Source organism: Streptomyces ossamyceticus, assembly GCF_001418475.1.
Taxonomy (GTDB): domain Bacteria; phylum Actinomycetota; class Actinomycetes; order Streptomycetales; family Streptomycetaceae; genus Streptomyces; species Streptomyces ossamyceticus.
Map to the genome: position 1 here is coordinate 1 of NZ_LIQX01000276.1, position 16,842 is coordinate 16,842.

General features: G+C 70.5%; 15 protein-coding genes and 3 pseudogenes. 9 read left to right on the forward strand and 9 right to left on the reverse strand.

Going from position 1 to position 16,842, the window contains the following annotated elements; translation table 11 throughout:
* Nucleotides 1-134 precede the first annotated feature (134 nt).
* Together AOK15_RS21405 and AOK15_RS21410 are read right to left on the reverse strand one after the other, a co-directional pair.
* Nucleotides 135-1,745, reverse strand: a complete 1,611-nt coding sequence (locus AOK15_RS21405; RefSeq protein WP_055519315.1) for a serine/threonine-protein kinase — start codon at nucleotides 1,743-1,745, stop codon at nucleotides 135-137.
* Entirely contained in the window at nucleotides 1,742-3,277 is a 1,536-nt protein-coding gene (locus AOK15_RS21410; RefSeq protein ID WP_063799023.1) for a serine/threonine-protein kinase, read from the reverse strand. Before AOK15_RS21410 ends, AOK15_RS21405 begins: the two co-directional genes overlap by 4 nt.
* A gap of 188 nt (nucleotides 3,278-3,465) precedes the next feature.
* Here AOK15_RS21410 and AOK15_RS45145 point away from each other — a divergent pair, with 188 nt between their 5' ends.
* The gene (locus AOK15_RS45145) at nucleotides 3,466-3,669 is read left to right on the forward strand and encodes a hypothetical protein (RefSeq protein ID WP_157870327.1); all 204 of its coding nucleotides are present in this window, start codon (nucleotides 3,466-3,468) and stop codon (nucleotides 3,667-3,669) included.
* On the opposite strand, the gene AOK15_RS21415 is transcribed toward AOK15_RS45145, so the two are convergent.
* A complete protein-coding gene (locus tag AOK15_RS21415; protein WP_055519319.1) occupies nucleotides 3,627-4,007 on the reverse strand; it encodes a hypothetical protein in 381 nt (126 codons plus the stop codon). The two genes, AOK15_RS45145 and AOK15_RS21415, sit on opposite strands and share 43 nt — an antisense overlap.
* Before the next feature lie 620 nt (nucleotides 4,008-4,627).
* Between AOK15_RS21415 and AOK15_RS42465 the strand changes: the two are divergent.
* The 6 genes and pseudogenes from AOK15_RS42465 to AOK15_RS21435 form a co-directional block, all read left to right on the forward strand.
* Nucleotides 4,628-4,870, forward strand: a pseudogene (locus AOK15_RS42465) (transposase); the annotation flags it as partial.
* 773 nt (nucleotides 4,871-5,643) lie between these two features.
* Entirely contained in the window at nucleotides 5,644-5,856 is a 213-nt protein-coding gene (locus tag AOK15_RS45150) for a hypothetical protein (RefSeq protein ID WP_157870328.1), read from the forward strand.
* 166 nt (nucleotides 5,857-6,022) lie between these two features.
* On the forward strand, nucleotides 6,023-6,781 hold the full coding sequence (locus AOK15_RS21420) for a hypothetical protein (protein WP_055519321.1): 759 nt from the start codon (nucleotides 6,023-6,025) through the stop codon (nucleotides 6,779-6,781).
* 89 nt (nucleotides 6,782-6,870) lie between these two features.
* Nucleotides 6,871-7,383 carry a hypothetical protein gene (locus AOK15_RS21425; RefSeq protein WP_055519322.1) on the forward strand — a complete coding sequence of 171 codons (513 nt, stop codon included), beginning with the start codon at nucleotides 6,871-6,873 and terminating at the stop codon, nucleotides 7,381-7,383.
* A 530-nt stretch (nucleotides 7,384-7,913) separates the two neighbouring features.
* A complete protein-coding gene (locus AOK15_RS21430; RefSeq protein WP_055519324.1) occupies nucleotides 7,914-8,471 on the forward strand; it encodes a GH25 family lysozyme in 558 nt (185 codons plus the stop codon).
* 10 nt (nucleotides 8,472-8,481) lie between these two features.
* Nucleotides 8,482-8,794, forward strand: a pseudogene (locus tag AOK15_RS21435) (MOSC domain-containing protein); the annotation flags it as partial.
* Between the two features lie 28 nt (nucleotides 8,795-8,822).
* On the opposite strand, the gene AOK15_RS47065 reads toward AOK15_RS21435, so the two are convergent.
* The 3 genes from AOK15_RS47065 to AOK15_RS21450 form a co-directional block, all read right to left on the reverse strand.
* A complete protein-coding gene (locus AOK15_RS47065; RefSeq protein WP_240508531.1) occupies nucleotides 8,823-9,434 on the reverse strand; it encodes a hypothetical protein in 612 nt (203 codons plus the stop codon).
* A 229-nt stretch (nucleotides 9,435-9,663) separates the two neighbouring features.
* Nucleotides 9,664-12,552, reverse strand: a complete 2,889-nt coding sequence (locus AOK15_RS21445; RefSeq protein ID WP_240508532.1) for a helix-turn-helix transcriptional regulator — start codon at nucleotides 12,550-12,552, stop codon at nucleotides 9,664-9,666.
* A gap of 236 nt (nucleotides 12,553-12,788) precedes the next feature.
* Nucleotides 12,789-13,835, reverse strand: a complete 1,047-nt coding sequence (locus AOK15_RS21450; RefSeq protein WP_055519327.1) for a histidinol-phosphate transaminase — start codon at nucleotides 13,833-13,835, stop codon at nucleotides 12,789-12,791.
* On the opposite strand from AOK15_RS21450, the gene AOK15_RS45155 reads away from it, so the two are divergent.
* Nucleotides 13,834-14,040, forward strand: coding sequence for a hypothetical protein (locus tag AOK15_RS45155; RefSeq protein ID WP_148087394.1), 207 nt, complete (start codon nucleotides 13,834-13,836; stop codon nucleotides 14,038-14,040). The genes AOK15_RS21450 and AOK15_RS45155 overlap by 2 nt on opposite strands.
* A gap of 61 nt (nucleotides 14,041-14,101) precedes the next feature.
* Here AOK15_RS45155 and AOK15_RS45160 read toward each other — a convergent pair whose 3' ends face one another.
* Together AOK15_RS45160 and AOK15_RS21455 are read right to left on the reverse strand one after the other, a co-directional pair.
* Nucleotides 14,102-14,266 carry a hypothetical protein gene (locus AOK15_RS45160; RefSeq protein ID WP_157870329.1) on the reverse strand — a complete coding sequence of 55 codons (165 nt, stop codon included), beginning with the start codon at nucleotides 14,264-14,266 and terminating at the stop codon, nucleotides 14,102-14,104.
* On the reverse strand, nucleotides 14,251-14,718 hold the full coding sequence (locus AOK15_RS21455; protein WP_079058615.1) for a cupin-like domain-containing protein: 468 nt from the start codon (nucleotides 14,716-14,718) through the stop codon (nucleotides 14,251-14,253). The genes AOK15_RS45160 and AOK15_RS21455 overlap by 16 nt, the downstream gene beginning before the upstream one ends.
* On the opposite strand from AOK15_RS21455, the pseudogene AOK15_RS48840 reads away from it, so the two are divergent.
* Nucleotides 14,695-15,219: pseudogene (locus tag AOK15_RS48840) on the forward strand (IS701 family transposase); the annotation flags it as partial. The gene AOK15_RS21455 and the pseudogene AOK15_RS48840 overlap by 24 nt on opposite strands.
* Nucleotides 15,220-15,352: 133 nt before the next feature.
* Here the strand turns inward: AOK15_RS48840 and AOK15_RS21460 are convergent.
* Nucleotides 15,353-16,842: beta-L-arabinofuranosidase domain-containing protein (locus tag AOK15_RS21460; RefSeq protein WP_205632188.1), on the reverse strand; the 1,490-nt coding region annotated here is incomplete at its 5' end.

A 16,842-nucleotide genomic window follows, 5' to 3' on the forward strand; every position in this document is an offset into this window, starting at 1 on the left:
ACCTGACCAACCACTACTAGGCCGAAATCAGGGCACCTGCGCCGGCGCGCACCGCACCTCCCTGAGACCGGCCAGACGGTACCGCTCTCTGGCGACTCCCGATGCTGCCCCCGGGACCGCCACCGCCCTTCGGCTCAGTGCGGCATCGAGCTCAGCACCGCGTCCGCGATCCTTTCGGCCTCGGCCCTGCACGTGTCCGCCGGGTGTTCCGGTTCGCTGAGTCTGACCAGCACCGTCATGTTGCCGTCGCGCAGGTCCAGTCGGCAGCCCGTGCCGTCCGACCACGCAGTGTCCCAGTACGACTCCTCACCCGGTCCGGGCCCGGCGGTGCCCCCGACCTTCTTCACGGTGTCCAGGAGATCCGCTTTGGCGGCCGCCGCGCCCGGGGGCAGCCCGGTGGTCGCGCTCGGCCGGGGTCCGGTGGTCGACGTGCCCGGGCGGAACAGCCACCAGCTCACCCACGCGTGTTCCTCGTCCGCGGCGTCGGTGTACAGACAGTCGCCGCTGTCGGACATCCGGGAATAGCTGCCGAGGTCGTGCTTTTCCCCGAGGTCCGACGTGGGCAGCGGCAGCTTCTCTGCCATCTCCTCGCAGGTCGGCACGATGGCGTACACGTCGCCCTTCGGTCCTTCCTCCCCCTCCGGCCACAGGGTGTAGATCCCGGGGATCATGCCCGCCAGGACCACGACGGACGCCGCCACCAGCATCCGCCGCAGGAGCCGGGGCCGTACGGGGTCGGCGGCGGCCGCCGCGACGGCGTCGACCGCGGTGGTCGCCACCGGGGGCTCCACCCACGCCCCGGTCCCACCCGACGCGGAGCGGCTCGCCAGGTCGAGGACGGTGCGCTCCGGCGCGCCCAGCACCCGGTCGACCTCCGCCTGCTGGTCGGCGATCAGCCCGCGCACAGTGTCCGGCCACCGTCCGCCACCCCCGGGCGCCACCGGCCCGAGCAGCTCCAGCAGTCGCTCCGGGTCCGGCCGCTCGGCCGGCTCCTTGGCCAGGCAGGCCGCGACCACCTCCCGCAGTCCGCTCGGCACGTCCGACAGGTCCGGCTCGGCGTGCACCAGGTCGTACAGCGTCACGAGCGTGGACTCCCGCGCGAACGGACTCCGCCCGGTGGCCGCCATGGCGAGAACCGAGCCGAATGAGAACACGTCGCTCGCCGCCGTCAGTTCCTTCGCCTCGGCCTGCTCCGGCGACATGAAGGCGGGCGAGCCGACGACCACCCCGCTCTCGGTCAGCTCGGTGGCCCCGGTCCCCTCGGTGGCCCGGGCGATGCCGAAGTCGATGACGCGTACGCCGTCATCGGCGAGCAGCACGTTGTCCGGCTTGAGGTCCCGGTGCACCAGCCCCGCCCGGTGCATCTCCACCAGGGCGGTGGCCAGCCCGACGGCGATCCGCCGTACGGTCTCCTCCGGCTGGGGGCCGGTACGGTCGACCACCGTGCCGAGCGAGGGCCCGGTCACGAACACCGAGGCCAGCCACGGCGTCTCGGCCTCGGTGTCGGCGTCGGTCACGGCGGCGGTGAAGGCCCCGGACACCCGCCGCGAGGCGGCCACCTCCCGCCGGAACCGGGCCCGGAACTCCTCGTCGGACGCGATCCGCGCGTGCACCTGCTTGACCGCGGCCAGCCGGCCGTCCGGCCCGGCCCCCAGCAGCACCCGGCCCATGCCTCCGCGGCCGAGCTCGGCGAGCAGCCGGTACGGCCCGACCGCGACCGGATCGGTCGCCCTGAGCTCCCTCACTTCTTCTCCACGATCTTGATGGCGGCGCCGGCCGCCTTCACGGCCTCCGCTTCGCAAGCACCCCGCCCGACGTACGCGGTACCGCTCACCCCGACCGTCATCCGCAGGTTCACGTCCCGTAGCGACAGGCGGCAGTTGTCGGTGTCATCGCTCTTCAGCGGCAGCCACAGCCCCTCGTCGGCGAAGTCCAGGTCGGCCTCGCGACCGGTCTCTCCCTCGGGCAGGTCCGACTCGTGATCTTGGGCGGCGCGCTCCGCGCCGGTGCCGAAGACCTGGGAGGTCGTGTGCACCTTCCAGGTGACGGTGATCCGGTCACCGTTGGTCCGCTCCCACGTGCACGTCCCCGGGTGCACGATCTCCGCCGCGTTCAGGATGACCCCGTCGAAGTCCTTCACCTCGAAGCCGGACGGCATCCGGACCTCCTCGCGGATGTCGTAGCAAGTCCTCGCCCGCGCCTGATACACGTCGTCGACCCACGACAGCGGCGCGTTGTCCAGGAAGACGGTGGAGTACAGCCACGCCGCCTGCGACCTGCCCAGGGTCGCGAAGTGCAGGGCGACCAGGGCCACGGTCAACGCCACCGCCCGCGGCCACATCCGCTTTCGCCGGGGTGGGGGCGCCCCAGGACCCGCCGCGAGCGGCAGGGTCGAGGTCAGCTGCTCCACCTCGGTCCGCTGGCCGGCGATCAGCCTCGCCACGGCCCCGGGCCAGGGCCGTGCCGTCGGCTCGACCGGCCCGATCAGGGCGAGCAGCTGCTCCGGGGCGGGCCGTGCGGCCGGTTCCTTGGCGAGGCAGGGCTCGATGACGGCGCGCAGCGCGTCCGGTACGCCGGACAGGTCGGGCTCCGCATGCACGATCTCGTGCAGCAGGCGCGGTACCGACTCGGCGGCGAACGGCGGACGCCCGGTGGCGGCCGCGACCAGGGTGGACCCGAGCGCGAACACGTCGGCGGCCGGGGTGGCCTCCTGCCCTAGGGCCTGCTCGGGGGCCATGAAGGACGGCGAGCCGATGAGCGATCCGGTGTGCGTGATGCGGGTGGCGCCCTCCACGGCGCGCGCGATGCCGAAGTCGATGACGCGTACGCCGTCCTCCGCGAGCAGCACGTTGGAGGGCTTGAGGTCCCGGTGCACCAAGCCGGCCCGGTGGATGTCGGCGAGCGCGGTGGCCAGCCCGGCCGCCAGCCGCCGTACGGTGTCCTGGGGCAGGGTCCCGCCGCAGGCGTCCAGAGCGTCGCTCAGCGAGGGCCCCGGTACGAACACCGAGGCCAGCCAGGGCGTTTCGGCGTCCGGATCGGCATCCAGGACCGGCGCGGTGCAGGCACCGGACACCTTCCGGGAGGCGGTCACCTCCCGCCGGAACCGTGCCCGGAAGCCGTCCTCGTCGGCGTACTCGGCATGGATCTGCTTGACCGCTACGAGCCGTCCGTCGGGGCCGGTGCCGAGCAGGACCCGCCCCATCCCCCCTTGTCCCAGCTCGGCGAGAAGTCGGTACGCGCCAACTGCTCCCGGGCCGAGCGTGGTTATCGGTCGCATGCTCCCGCTGTCCCTCCAGCCTCCTGAGCTTGACTCTGTCGGGATCTTGGAGGTGCCGAGGTCAGGTGCCCAGGGTTCGCCAGGACTTCGGCCGGGTTGTCTCGGGTCGGTCGAGGCAGTGCTGGAAGGCAGTCGGCGGGCGGGGCGTGGGGGGGTCTTCGGTCGGCGGCAGTGCACTGAGGAGCTCGATGCTGACGGCGGTGGCCGTCGGCCTGGATCACCTTCAGCGCGACCAGTTGCCCGCCGGCCGAGCGGGCCAGATACACCACACCCATGCCGCCCGCGCCGAGCCGTCCGAGCAGCCGGTGGTCCGCGAGCTTGGCGGGATCGGCGACACGCAGCGGTTCCATCACTTCCCCTTCAGCCGCTGCTCGACGCGCGTCAGCATCTGAGCCATGGCCTTGCCGCCCAGCTGCTGGAGTTCCTCCTGGGTGTGGCCGACGCCGCCCGTCACGGAGACGGCCCCGACCACGGTGTCCAGCCTGGCGACCATCCAGAAGTACTGCTGTGCGGCAGCCCCGTCCTCGGTGAACTGTCCTGCTTCGAGCACGGAGTCGTCGGCGTACTCCTGCTCACGGGCGCCGAAGGGGGTGCCCAGCGACATCAGACCCGTGATCCGCTCGTTCGACCGGGGCCGCCGCTCCGGGCAGCGCAGCACCTCCCCGAGCGTCGTGCTCAGCTGCTCGTCGGCGCCGAGGACCGAGGCGTGCACGGTGGCCGCGGCGGTCACCTTGACCTCGCTCGTGCCAGAGCTGCTGGCAGCCGGCTGTAGCGCGACGTGCTCGCCAGCACCCCACGCGGCAACTTCTCACGCCGCCAACGGCAGCTCTCGTCCAGTACCGCCCAGGTTCCTGGGACGCTCACCCCCGGAGACCGGGCGACGAAGACTCGGCCCCGGTCGCCCGGCCCGAGCACGACGGACTCCGCCAGACGGGTCCCGTCCGCCGAGGACTCGGGGACGGGGGAGGGATCGGGTGTGAAGACGGACGAAGCCGCGGGGGTCGAGTCGCTCGACGGTGTCGCCGCACCGCTCGCGCTCGGAGAGCGGCGGCCCAGGGCGCACCGCTCTGCCGGGAAGGTCCAGCGTCCGCCCCCTGCGTCGAACACCCGGTAAGCAGGACCCCCGCAGCCAGCAGGATCACCCAACTACTCTGTATTCCTTGGGCGTTGCCTGTCACTCAATCCCCTCGACACCGTTCGATCCGTCCAACTCATCGAACCTAGACGGCCGAGACGAAGCGAACCTCAGTGGAAACACGTATCTGCACACGCATTCGACTGCCGGGCGCACGGCCACGGCGGCCTAACCTAAGACCGCGTCCTATGTGGTGAGGCCTCGCTGACCTCGGTATGGGGCGGGGTACATGGAGTTGGATTGTTCCGGACGGGCTTCGGGAGATCGCGAAGCCGCTGATCCCGCCGTCGAAGGTGCGGCCGCAGGGCGGCGGGACGCAGGACACGCCTGATGAGACGTTGTTCGCGGCGATCATCTACGTGCATGTCAGTGGTTGCGCCTGGCGGGCTCTGCCACCCTGCTTCGGCATATCGAAGTCGACCGCTCACCACCGTTTCCCGATCTGGTCTTCGCCGGGCGATGAGCACAGTACCGCGCATCTTCCAGCGCACCGGGCCCCGGGACAGTGCGAGCGGGCGGCTGCCAGTTGCATCCTTCGGCGCCACCACCTCGGCGGTCATCTCCACCGGGGTGTCGAACCCGGGCAGGCGTACCGGGTCGAGGTCGTACTCCCCGGTGAGCGTTCGGTACGGTCCGGGCTTGCCCCGATCAACATCGTTCGCCGGTGCCTGCGCGGGCATCCCTGCCCCGCGGGAGCCGGACGGGTGCGTGTCGCCGGCCGCCGCGTCCAGCCGGCCGGCGCCCTGCGGCCGTCACTTGCAGGTCCGCAAGCTGCTCGGGCCTCATCTCGTCGAGGGCGAGCCGGGAAGGTCCGTCTGTCCTGCGCGCATCCGGCGGCCGGGCGCCATGCCCACCGGGCCGGCCAGCCGCAGCACGCCCGCTTCGGCACCTCGAGCAGCCGGTCCCCGTTCGGAACTCGACCCGCACATCCGCCATGGGCACCTCCCTCGGCGCGCGCCATACCAGTTCACGCGCCCCGCCCTTCCCTCCGAACCGCCACCCCGGGGGAAGCCGATCGTCGGCCGTCGTACTCAACGGCTGCGATCTGTGCGGCTGTTCAGCCTGTGCCGGTCCGGGCGAGCCCGCCAGGGCCTGCCCGGACCGGCACGGCGCCTACACATATTCGCCGGACACGGATCAATGCTTCTCTCCTCAAAACCACGTGGGCAGACGTCCCGTCGGTCCCAGGCGCCTCGCGCGTCACTGAGGACGAGCAAGAGGTGTGGGTGGGTTGACCGCCAGGAGACGCCGAGGGCGGCAGAGCGTCGCGATCGAGCCGTCAGGAGGGGTGGTGCGGGTGGAGCGTGCGCGGGCGTGGACCGTGCCGGAGGCGATCGGCTACCGCCTCGGTCTCGCTCGTACCGTCCGGCCCGTGCACGACCAACTGGCCGCTGTGGACCGGGCGCTGGTGGTGCAGCGCGGCAGCGAGCACGCGGCCGCCTGAGCCACAAAGGCCGGACGCACCCCGCCCACCTCCACGCCGGCCCGGGATGGCTCGGTGAAAACACGTAGATGCCTACCGAACTTGGGGTCGACACCGCGCCCTGAGCTGCCGACGGGGTCATGATCTCCGTGGCGGAGGAGCTACCAGGTGCGCAGGGGAGGCTGTCATGTCGAACGCGCGTGGGGGCAGACCGAAGTGGGTCGGCGTCGTCGTGGTGGTGTTCCGCCTGACCATGGCGGTGGTGATCACGCTGTACGCCTGGCGAACGTACGAGGAGATCGCCATCGCCCGCGCCCGTGACTCGGGAGCACTGGTACAAGCGGACGCCACCGTCGAGAAGCGAACCGAGGAGCGGATGTGGTCGCTGGGTGGAGCAGGCCAGGACCGTACGTCGGACGTGCACGTCTGGTACGACGTCACGGTCGAACTACGGGTGAACGGTGAGCTGCAAACGGTGAAGGGCGCGGCCGGCAAGGACGTGGGCGAACACGCCCGGGTCGGTTTGTGGCACGGGAAAGTCATCGAAGTCGAGGGGTACTACGTGTGGCAAGGGTGGCACAGCGGCCTAGGCGGTAACACCCTCCTGGCCCTCTACCCCCTGTGCATGGGCTATCTGAACGTCCTCGCGGTCACGGCGGGCGTCTGGAGGGCACGTCGGAACGGCACCCGCGTGGCCGACCCCATCAACTTCGCCTTCGACATGGTGCTCGGCTTCATCGCCGGAGCGTTCGCCATCCTTGTGCTAATCGTCATCGCCGCTCTGCTCAGCAGCGAACAGCCCCGGTACTGGCCGCTCATCCCCGTCGCCACCAGCATCACGGCCACGCTGCTCCTCATGCGCCAGACGCTCCGGTCGGGCTCGATCGAGATCACCCCCGCCCCGGCCGACGACACCATCGCCGAGAGCAAGCCCGCGCGGCGCTGACGCGTCCGGCCGAACGGGACGGTACGGGGCGCTTGCGACCGACCGGCAACGAGCCAAAGCCCTCTTCGGGCACGGAAGGAAACCAACACGTGACGAACTCCAACAGGCCTGCCCCCAGCGGCGGGAAGCTGACCACCGCATACGTGCTGACGGGAGCGGCTTCGGTCCTCACTCTCTGCGGGCTCTACCTCCTGGACTGGTTCCCGGAGCGCTTCGTGGAAGGCCTCACGTTCCTCGACTACCGTGTCGAGCACCTGGCGTCCCGCGCCGAAGCAAGTCATCTGCAGGGGTGGGAGGTTATGGGCGACACCTACTTCCGGATCGGATACCTCGTCCAGACCGCCTCCTTCGTGCTGCTGCCCTTCGTCGTGGCGCGCAACAGCCGGTGGCACTGGTGGGCGGCTCTCGCCGTGCTCGGGGCGGCCTGGCAGATGGCCGGCATGGCCGGCGCCGGCATCGTCAACACGACGTTCGCGCCGGCATTGGGCCCCCTCGCCGGACTCCTGGCCCTCCTCGGCTGGGGGCTCGCGCGCTGGGCGGTGGATGACGCCGGCCCCCCTGCTGTGGCAGGAAGTGCCAGTCGGCGAACGCGCCACCACTGATCACCTCGAAGCAGCCGTCGCCGCGACCTTGCGCCACGTCGCCCCGGACGTAGGGGCCATGACGAGCGAGCTCACGGTCGGGCGGCGCACGGTGCGGCGGGCGGGGGCCGAGTCGCCTCCGTCTGCCGGACCGCTTCGAGTACGGGCGAACCCGCGACCACGCTCGGGGAGAACATCATCGGGCGCCGAGGGGCTGGGCTCCCACCCGGGTCGGCTCACCCCGGATGCCGCCATCGACCGCCCGTGCGGCCGGGTCTCGGCTGCACGGGCGGTCGATGGTCGGCGGGCGCGGGGCCTTCTCAGAGGTGCTGTTCGGTGGCGCGGGCCGTCGGCACGAACGGGCTCGTCCTCGCCGCCCAGGACGACCTCGCAGTAGCCGTCGACGCGTGGCGGTGAATGCGCGGCGCTCCCCGCGGGACGGTGGGCGGCGGGGCGGGGACACGGTGCCTCTGAGGAGCGGAGGTTCCCGTGCGGGGCATGTGGGGCATCATCAAATCCGGTCCCCCACTCGCACTTCAGGGAGCCCCCAGATGCTCCGTGGCATCGATGTCAGCGCCTACCAGCCCTCGTCCTACGACACGGACGGATACTCTTTCGTCTTCATCAAGGCGACGGAGGGCCGCTCCTACATCAACCCGAAACTCCCGGCCCAGACCAAGCACGCCCGTGACGCCGATCTGGTCGTCGGCTTCTACCACTTCCTGTGGCCCGGCAACCTCGCCGCCCAGGCCGAGTACTTCGTCCGACATGCCCCCGAGATGGGGGGTGACATCCTCGCCGTGGACTGGGAGACCACCGGCGAGGGCACGCACGCGACGAACGCGGAGAAGGACCAGTTCATCCGCAAGGTCAAGCGGCTGCGCCCGAACAACCGGGTCGTGCTGTACGCGAACCGGCACTACTGGCTGACGATCGACACGACGTCGTACGCCGGTGACGGCCTCTGGATCGCCGACTACGTCTCGGCGGGCAAGCCCCGCATCAAGGCCAAGTGGCGCTTCCACCAGTACACCGACGACCCGCTGGACAAGAACGTCGCCGACTTCGCGAGCAAGGCGGCGCTGCGCACGTGGGCCTCGAACGCCTGACCGGCGGCGGGGGGAAGTCGGAGAGAACGTCACCACCCGGGGGATCGACCTGCTCGCACTGCCCTGGGGGACGCGGCTGCGGCTCGAAAAGACCGCCGTCGTCGAGGTGACCGGGCTGTGCAACCCGTGCGCGCAGATCGACGGGTTCCAGAAGGGTCTGATGAAATCTGATGAAACAGGTCGTGGTACGGGACGAGCACGGCCGCCCCCGGTTCCGGTCCGGGATCATGGGCATCGTGGTGACGGGCGGTGTGGTGCGCCCCGGGGACCCTGTGGACATCGGCCTGCCGGCCGGCCCGCATCAGGCTCTGGACATGGTCTGACAGCAGTCTCCGTGGTGGGCGGCGCTCCTCAGCCCACCACGGACGGACCGCAGGTCTGAGCCGCATGGAGCGGCACGGCCAAGGTCAGTACGACGGTGGCGGCGACCGTGGCGAGCCACACCGCGTACAGCGCCGCGGGCCGCGCCCGGCGACGCGAGATCACCCACGCGATCCACGCGGCCGACGATCCGGCGGCCAACGCCGCCAGAAGGCACAGTGCCACCACGTTCCCCGAGATCGGTTCCACGGGCGCATTCGCCGTGCAGTAGTCGCTGTCGTTCGTCAGCTCGGTGTCCAGAAGCACCACGAAGATCCCGAGTGCCGACGTCGTCCAGGCCACGACGGCCAGCACCCGGTACGTCACCCTGGGCCATGGCCGCAGGGCGCCCGCCAGCGCCGCGCACATCAGCAGGAGCGGCACAGCCATCAGCCGAAACGGCACCGCCATCGCCCGCGTCATGTCCCCCAGGCCCGCGCGGTACTGGCTGACCTCGGGGTCGTCAGCCCAGTAGAACCCCTTGAACGCCGCACACACCGAGGTGATGACCACCAGGGTGGCCAGCGCGTGCGCGTGCACACGGGCCCGAGGCGCGTCCGGGAAGGACGCCGGCCAGAGGACGTCCCGGAACCGACCGTTCACCCCCCGGTCGACGGCAGCCCTGCAGCCTTCTGCGGTCACCAGCCTCACGTCCCGACTCCCCCCGCGTCCGTGTCTGCTCCCCACGGGCGTGCACCGCGAAGGTGGGGACGCACACGAGCCTGGCATGTCCCGAGCCCGCGCCGCATCCGTGCAACCACGTAGGAAGCCGGTGTGTCGGGCGCGTCGTGAACCATCGGGGATCCCCGTGAGTGGCAGCTCGCCTGCCGCCTCATCGGCGTCGGTCGAGGGCGGCGCGGGTCATCAGGCCGGCCAGGGCGGAGCGGGACGGCAGGGATGTCTTGCGGTAGATGGCCGAGAGGTGGGTCTCTACGGTTCGGCGGCTGAGATACAGCTTGGTCGCGATGGCCTGGTTTCCGAGTCCTTCGGCTACGAGTTCGGCGACCTGCCGCTCCCGTGCGGTGAGTTGGTCGAGGTAAGTGGGGGCGGGCGGGGCGGGGGGCGCCTCGTCCCGTGGGCGTGTGAGTGCTGCCAGATCGGTCAGCAGGCGGGCGCCGCCGATGTCGGCCAGGCGGCGGGCGCGTTCCCACAGCGCGGTGGCGCGTGGAACGTCGCCCGCGGCCTGGGCCTGGGTGGAGGCCAGCAGCAGGGAGTAGGCCTCCCAGAGCGTGGCGCCGGACGGTGCGTAGGCCCGGGCGGCGCGCTCGAAGAGGCGGGCGGCCGTGCGGGGGTCGCCCTGGTGCTGGGCGAGCGCGGCCTGGGCGCGCAGCGCGGCCCCGCGCTGGCCGTGCAGCCCGATGAGGTCGGCTTCCTCGGCAGCTCGTGCGGCCCAGCGCTCGGCCTGTGGGGTGTCGCCGAGGGCGAGGGCGGTGGCGGCGAGGGTGTCCAGCTGGCCGGGGCGTATGGAGGGCTGAAGGCCGAGGAGTTCGGGACCGCCGGCCCGCAGGATGGCGTCCTGGGCCCGGTGCGGGTCGCCGCTCACCAGGGCCGTGTGGCCGAGCACGCATCCGGCCAGCGAGGCCCACCAGTGACGGCTGGTGCCGGCGGTGGCGACGGCCTCCTCGGCGGTCGTCAGGGCCAGGGTGTCGCCGAGGGGGCGGTGCACAAGGAGGATCAGCGCTTTGAAGCTCAGTGTGAAGGCGAGCAGATCGCTGCTGCCGATGGCTCGGGCGACGGCTTCCGCTTCCTCGGCCGCCGCCAGTGCGGAGGGCAGTCGGCAGGTGGTGAGGTGCACGAAGGCCCTGGCGCTCAGCAGGTGCGGCAGGACATGGACCTGACCGCTTCGACGTGCGATGTCCAGTCCGCGGTCGGCGTGGCGTTCGGTGTCGGCGTAGCGTTCGAGGAGGGCTTCTGCCCAGGCCAGCCAGACCAGCGCCTCGGACAGTTCGGTGAGGTCGGGGTCGGTCAGTCCGTCCGCGAGCGCGGCGGCGGTATCGGCGAGCCGACCGGCCGTGGCCGTCTGTCCTTCGTAGGCCTCGCCCAGCGAAGCGAGCGCCAGCGCGCCCAGCTCTCCCATGAGGTCGTTGTGGGAGCGGGCCACGGCGAGGGTCCGGTCGACGTCGTCGCGGACAGCGGGGTAGGAGACGGTGTTCAGGGCGGCCATACCGAGGGCGAGTCCGAGGAAGACTGCCTGGCGGGGTTCGGGGCCGCGGGTCAGTTCCCGCCGGAGCAGGGCGGTCGCCTCGGGAGAATGTCCGAGGTGGCGTTCCATCATGGCGCACAGCGCGGTCGCGTCGCCGCGCAGCGCCGCCTCATCGGGTCCACAGCCGCTGATCAAGGCGTGGAGCAGGTCCCGGCTCTCGCGGAGGCTGCCGCCGGTCGCGAGAGCCCGGGCGCGGGCCAGGGTGATCTCGCCGCGCCGGCGGGCGTAGTCGGGTGTGTCCGGCATGAGCCGCAGGACGACCTCCAGCAGATGGGCGGCCGTCGCGGGTGCCGTGGAGGCGAACTGGGCGGCCGCCTCGGTCAGTACGGCCGCGGACAGTGGATCCCACCCCGTCAGCGAGCGCTCGACATGGTGAGCCCGTTCAGTGGCCGGAGCACCGATCGCGGCCAGTTCCGTCGCCGCGCCGCGATGGATCCCGGCACGGTCGGAAGCGGATGCGTTCTCGTAGACCAGGGCGCGCAGCAAGGGGTGGCGCAGGCTCCAGCGGCTGTCGGACCCCTGGCGCAGCAGGTCACGCCGCGTCAGCGCGCTGATGTCGTCGTCGAGTTGCTCCGCCGTACGGTGCCCTGTGATCAGCCGAAGCATGGCAGGGGTGGCATGGTGCCCGAGGGCGGCCACCGCTTCGACGATCCGGCGTTGCGCCGCCGTCAGCGGGGTCAGTTCGTCCAGGAGCAGCGATGCCAGTCCGTCGGGCACCCCGGCGACGGTGATGCCGTGGTCCGGGACGATGCCGGCGGGCGGGGACGCGCCGTGCCGATGGGCGTGCAGCAGGCACAGGAGGTAGAGCGGGTTGCCCTCGCCTGCCGCGTAGATGCGCCGTGCGTCGTGCCGCGGCAGGTCGGGAGCGAGCGCCTCGATCGACTCCTGTTCGGGCAGCGGGCCCAGCACGATGCGCTCCACGGCCCCGCTGTCGACGCCACGGGTCAGGGCGGCGGCGAGCGGGTGCGGCGTCTGCCGTCCCCTGCGGGCGAGGACGAGGGCCACTCGTCCGCGCACCGGATGCCGGATCAGCTGGTCCAGCAGTTCCAGGGACGCGGGGTCCGCCCAGTGCAGATCGTCCAGCGCGACGAGCAGGCCGTCGTGTTCCGCGAGCCCGGTGAGTACGCCTGCGACGGCACGGTAGAGGCCGAAGCGGTCACGCCCCTGAAGACGTGCTGCCGCATCGCGTACCCCGTACACCGCCGGTGCCGCCGCGTCCGGCACGGCGTCGGAGTCGAGAAAGGCGGGATCGGCATCGGCGAAGGCATCCGTGAACGGCTGGAACGGTGTGTGCCGCTCGTACTCGGTGGCCCTTCCACACAGCACGGTCAGCCCTCGCCGCCGTGCCCGGGCGCAGAGTTCGCTCAGCAGGCGGCTCTTGCCCATGCCGGCGTCCGCGGCGATGTCGATCACGGACGGCGCACCATCGCGACCGAGGCCGCCGATCACCGCATCGAGCCGGGCGAGTTCCTCGCCCCTGCCGATCAGCCGTGTTGCCGTCTCGTCCCACTCTGGCACCAACGTCCGTTCCTCTTTCTCAGCCCGATCCACCGGCATCCTCGCCGAATCTTCCCAGTCCGACGGAAAGCGGCAGATTCTACGTTCAGGCCTGTGCCACGGTCCTGTACTCGTCGTCCGCGCGGCTCCGCGCCGAGTCGCTCCCACGCCGCCGTCAGCCGGCCGTGGTGTCGAAGCGCAGCAGGACGAAGGGGGAACAGGCCGCGGTGCCGCTCGCGGCACCGCGGCGCAAGGCTTCAGCCTGTCCAACTCGCCACGAGCGTGAGCAGGACCTCGTTCTCCTCCGGCAGGCCGATCGTCACGCGGACGCCTTCGCCGAGCAACGGGCGGACGACGACTCTTCCGTCGAGGCAGTGCATGGCGAAGTGCCCGCTGCCGGCCCCGAGGGGCAGCCAGACGAAGTTGGTCTGGGAGTCCGGAACGTCGAGTCCGAGCCCGCGCAGCCGCAGGGTCACGCGCTCCCGTTCGGCGACCGTGAGGGCGGCCCGGCGAGCGACCTCCGCGTGCTCGCCCAGGGCGATCACGGCCGTCTGCTGGGCGAGAGCGCTGACGCTGAACGGCACTTGCGCCGTGCAGACGTGAGCCGCGATCTCCGGCGGCGCCACGCAATAGCCGACGCGCAACCCCGCCAGGCCGTAGGCCTGGGAGAAGGTGCGCAGCACCACCACGTTCGGGCGGTCTCCCAGCAGTTCGAGCGCGTCGGGGACCAGTGCCGGATCGGCGTACTCCCGGTAGGCCTCGTCGACGACGATCAGCACCTCCTCCGGAACGCGATCCGTGAAGTCACGCAGCGCGCGCTCGCCGACCGCGGTGGAGGTGGGGTTGTTGGGGTTGCAGACGAAGATCAGCCGGGTCCGGTCGGTGATCGCCTCCGCCATGGCATCGAGGTCCAGCACATGCTCACGCAGCGGGACGCGCACCGCCGTGCCGCCCGCGATCTCGGTGAGGATCGGGTACGCCTCGAAGGAACGCCAGCCGAAGACGACCTCGTCACCGGGGCCCACAACCGAGTGCAGCAACTGCCCACAGACCTCGGATGACCCGGCGCCCACCACGATCCGCTCCGGCGCGACACCATGGTGCTCGGCTATGGCCTGCAGCAGCGCGGTGGCGCTCATGTCGGGGTGGCGTGACACGTCTCCCGCCAGCCTCGGGAGCGTCTCCGCCACCTTGGGCAGCAGCCCGTGCGGGGACTCGCTGCCGGCCAGCTCCACCCCGCCGGGGAGTGTGCGCGCGGGCGCATGACGAGGCAGTCGCATCAGAGACGGACGAAAACGCACCATGGCTGAACTGGCTCCTGCCGCGATGGGCCCCGAGATCGCAGCGCGGGGCTTTCTTGACAGGGAAAGCATGAAGATCAGACACCAAATGATCAACTATCCGGTCAATTCGGCTACAGATGACCAAGGCGTGACCCGTGCAGCAGCAATCCGTCTCTCCGCGACCTCCACAGATCTGTGGCACGAGACGATTGGCGTCGCCGGCTGACACGGGGTTGCCTCGCGGCGGACGAGTACCGAGTCACGGGAACCGACGGCCGCACCAGCGGTCACCGGGCGGCCGGATGACATGTGCCGTCCGCCGTGTCGCGCAGCCCGGCGCGATGCAGGGTGTCGCGCAGACCGACCCGGGTCCACAACCGCGCGACATGGGCCCTGGAGCCGAAGAAGCCGCTCAGGAGGATGCCCGCGCTCAGGTTCACAACTCGTGCCACCAGTGCGCCGGCACATACAGCACGTCTCCTGGTTCCAGATCCACCGCGAAGAAGTCGTCGGCCGCGGCCCCTCCCCCGCCCGCGGCCAGTTCCGCGATGCCCACACGCGACAGACGCGCCCAGGAGTCGTACTTGGTGGACAGCGCACCCGCGCGTTCCACGGTCCCCGGGCGCGCGAGGAGGAATCGCTTCGTCCCGGATATCTGAACGGCACGGTTGTCCAGCGGGTCGTAGTGCAGACCGGTGCGGGCGCGGGCGGGCCCGATCCAGCACTGCGCGAGGTTGACGGAGCCACGGGGAAGGAAGTCCATCTCTCCCAAGTCCCCCCGCAGCGCGGGGAACTGTTTCAGCAGGTCGAACTCCTTGAGGTACAGCTGTTCGCCGCCCGCCTGCGGCGGCTCGGCCAGGTGCCTTATTAGCTCGCAGAGGAAACACCCGGTGATGTCTGGCAGAGACTGTCCTGCGGTGACGGGGCGAAGGGTCCGCGGATATACGACTGGGCGGGGGGCAAGCTGCCCGCCAACATCATCTTCGACCCGACCCGCCGACCCATCACCGCTAGATGATGGGTCGGCGCAGCCTGTCCGACCCCGAAGAGGTTCCTACTACCTGGCCTACGCACCCGTCGGCATCGAGATCGCCGAGCCGGCCCGGATCGCCGGCTCCCGCTGGGTGATCGAGGAGTGCTTCCAGGCCGCGAAGAACGAATGCGGCCTGGACGAGTACGAGGTCCGCCGCTATCCCAGCCGGTATCGGCACATCACTTGGCCATGCTCGCCCACGCCGTCCTGACCGCACTCGCAGCACAATCCCAGGTCGGCGGCGGTGTTGCAAAGGGGGCTGCAGAAACGGATCAACCCTCGTCCCGCTCACCGTGGCAGAGATACGGCGACTCCTGGACGCTGTCCTGCCCCACCCGCGAGCCGACCGCGCCCCCGTCACCCACGCACTGAAGTGGTCGGCCTGGAAAAGACAACGCCAGGCCGTCGCCCACCACTGCCACTACCGAAAACGCAGCTCAAGACACGAACCGCTGCTGGAGTACGAAATGGGGGAGAACGACCAAGCCCTCCTTCCGAGACGGACTCAGTCCCTCACGATGCGCCACCGGTTGTCGGCGGTGCCGTCGTCCGCGTCCTGGACCGCGAACGCACCGACAGCGGTGGAGTTGTTCTCGATGGCGAGCAGCTTGCCGCTGTTCTCGTTGCGGATCTTGTAGGTCCCGTCGCCCTGGTCGAGCAATATCCATCTGTGGTCGGCGGTGCCGTTGTCCGTCCACTGCAGGACGGTCGCGCCGTCTGCCGTGGACATGTCCAAGACACCGAGCACCTTGCCGCTGTTGGCGTTGCGGAAGCGGACCTTGTCTCTGTCAGGGATCATTTGCCAGTCGTGGTCGGCGGTGCCCGAGTCGCGCCATTGCAGAGCGCGGCCGCCGTTGGCCGTGGACATGCTTTGGATACCCAGCACGAGACCGCTGGCCACGTTGGCGAGACGGACGGTGCCGCTCGTGTTCCAGTAGACGGTGTAGTTGTGGCCGTGCGCGTCGTGGAACGGGCCCAGGTTGACGGTGGAGCCGTTGGCCGTGGCGGTGAAGGCCAGCGAACTGCTACTGGTCCGCCTGATCGAGGACGTGGCCAGCGTCGGGAAGGAGCTGAGCGCGGAGTCGCCGTAGTTGCCGGACAGGACCACCGGGCCGTAGGTGACCGCGACGAGGTTCGGGGTGTCGTTGGCCGTTCGCATGATGACCCGCATGGGCAGGCGGACGGTGACCGTGTCGCCGGAGGTCCAGGAGCGGCTCAGGGTGGCGTAGCTGCCGGGGGTGGCGGTGATGCTCTGCGCGACTCCGTTGACGCTGATGGTGGCCCCGGTGGTCCAGCTCGGGATGCGGATGCGCATCGCCCAGGTTCCGCTGACGCTGCCGGTGACCTGCAGGCTCGTGGTGTCGCTGGTGGGGTAGGACGTGGTCTGGGTGACCGTGATACCGCGCTCCGTCCAGGTGAGCACCGAGGGCACGAACATGTTCACGATCAGTGTGGTGTCCGTGCGGAAGTAGATGGAGTCCATCAGCCTGGTGTTCATCTCCAGGCCCGTGCCCTGACAGCACCAGAAGGTGCCGTAGTCGGTGCTCCAGGTTCCGCCGCCCACCCCCGGGCCCACACCGCGTCGGGCTCCCGGCTTGAGCGGGGTGAAGTAGGTGACGTGGCCGTGGTCGTCGGCCGGGTTCTGCTGGCCGATCATCTGGTTCAGCCACGCCCGCTCGTAGTAGTCGAACAGCGCGGCCCGGTTCGGGTCCAGCGCGAACAACTCACGGGTGAGGGTGAGCATGTTGAAGGTGTTGCAGCTTTCGCACGTGTCGTTGTTGAGGAAGCCGGCGATGGCGTTCGGGGCGCGGAAGTGCTCCGCCTGGCTGTTGCCTCCGATGGCATACGTGTGCGCGTTGACCGTGATGTTCCAGGCGTTGGTGGCGATGTCCCGGTAGCGGGTCGTGCCGGTGGCCTTGTACTCCCTCGCCGCCCCGATCCACTTGGGCACCTGGGTGTTGGCGTGCAGTCCGTTCAGCTTGTCCTGGTTGGCCG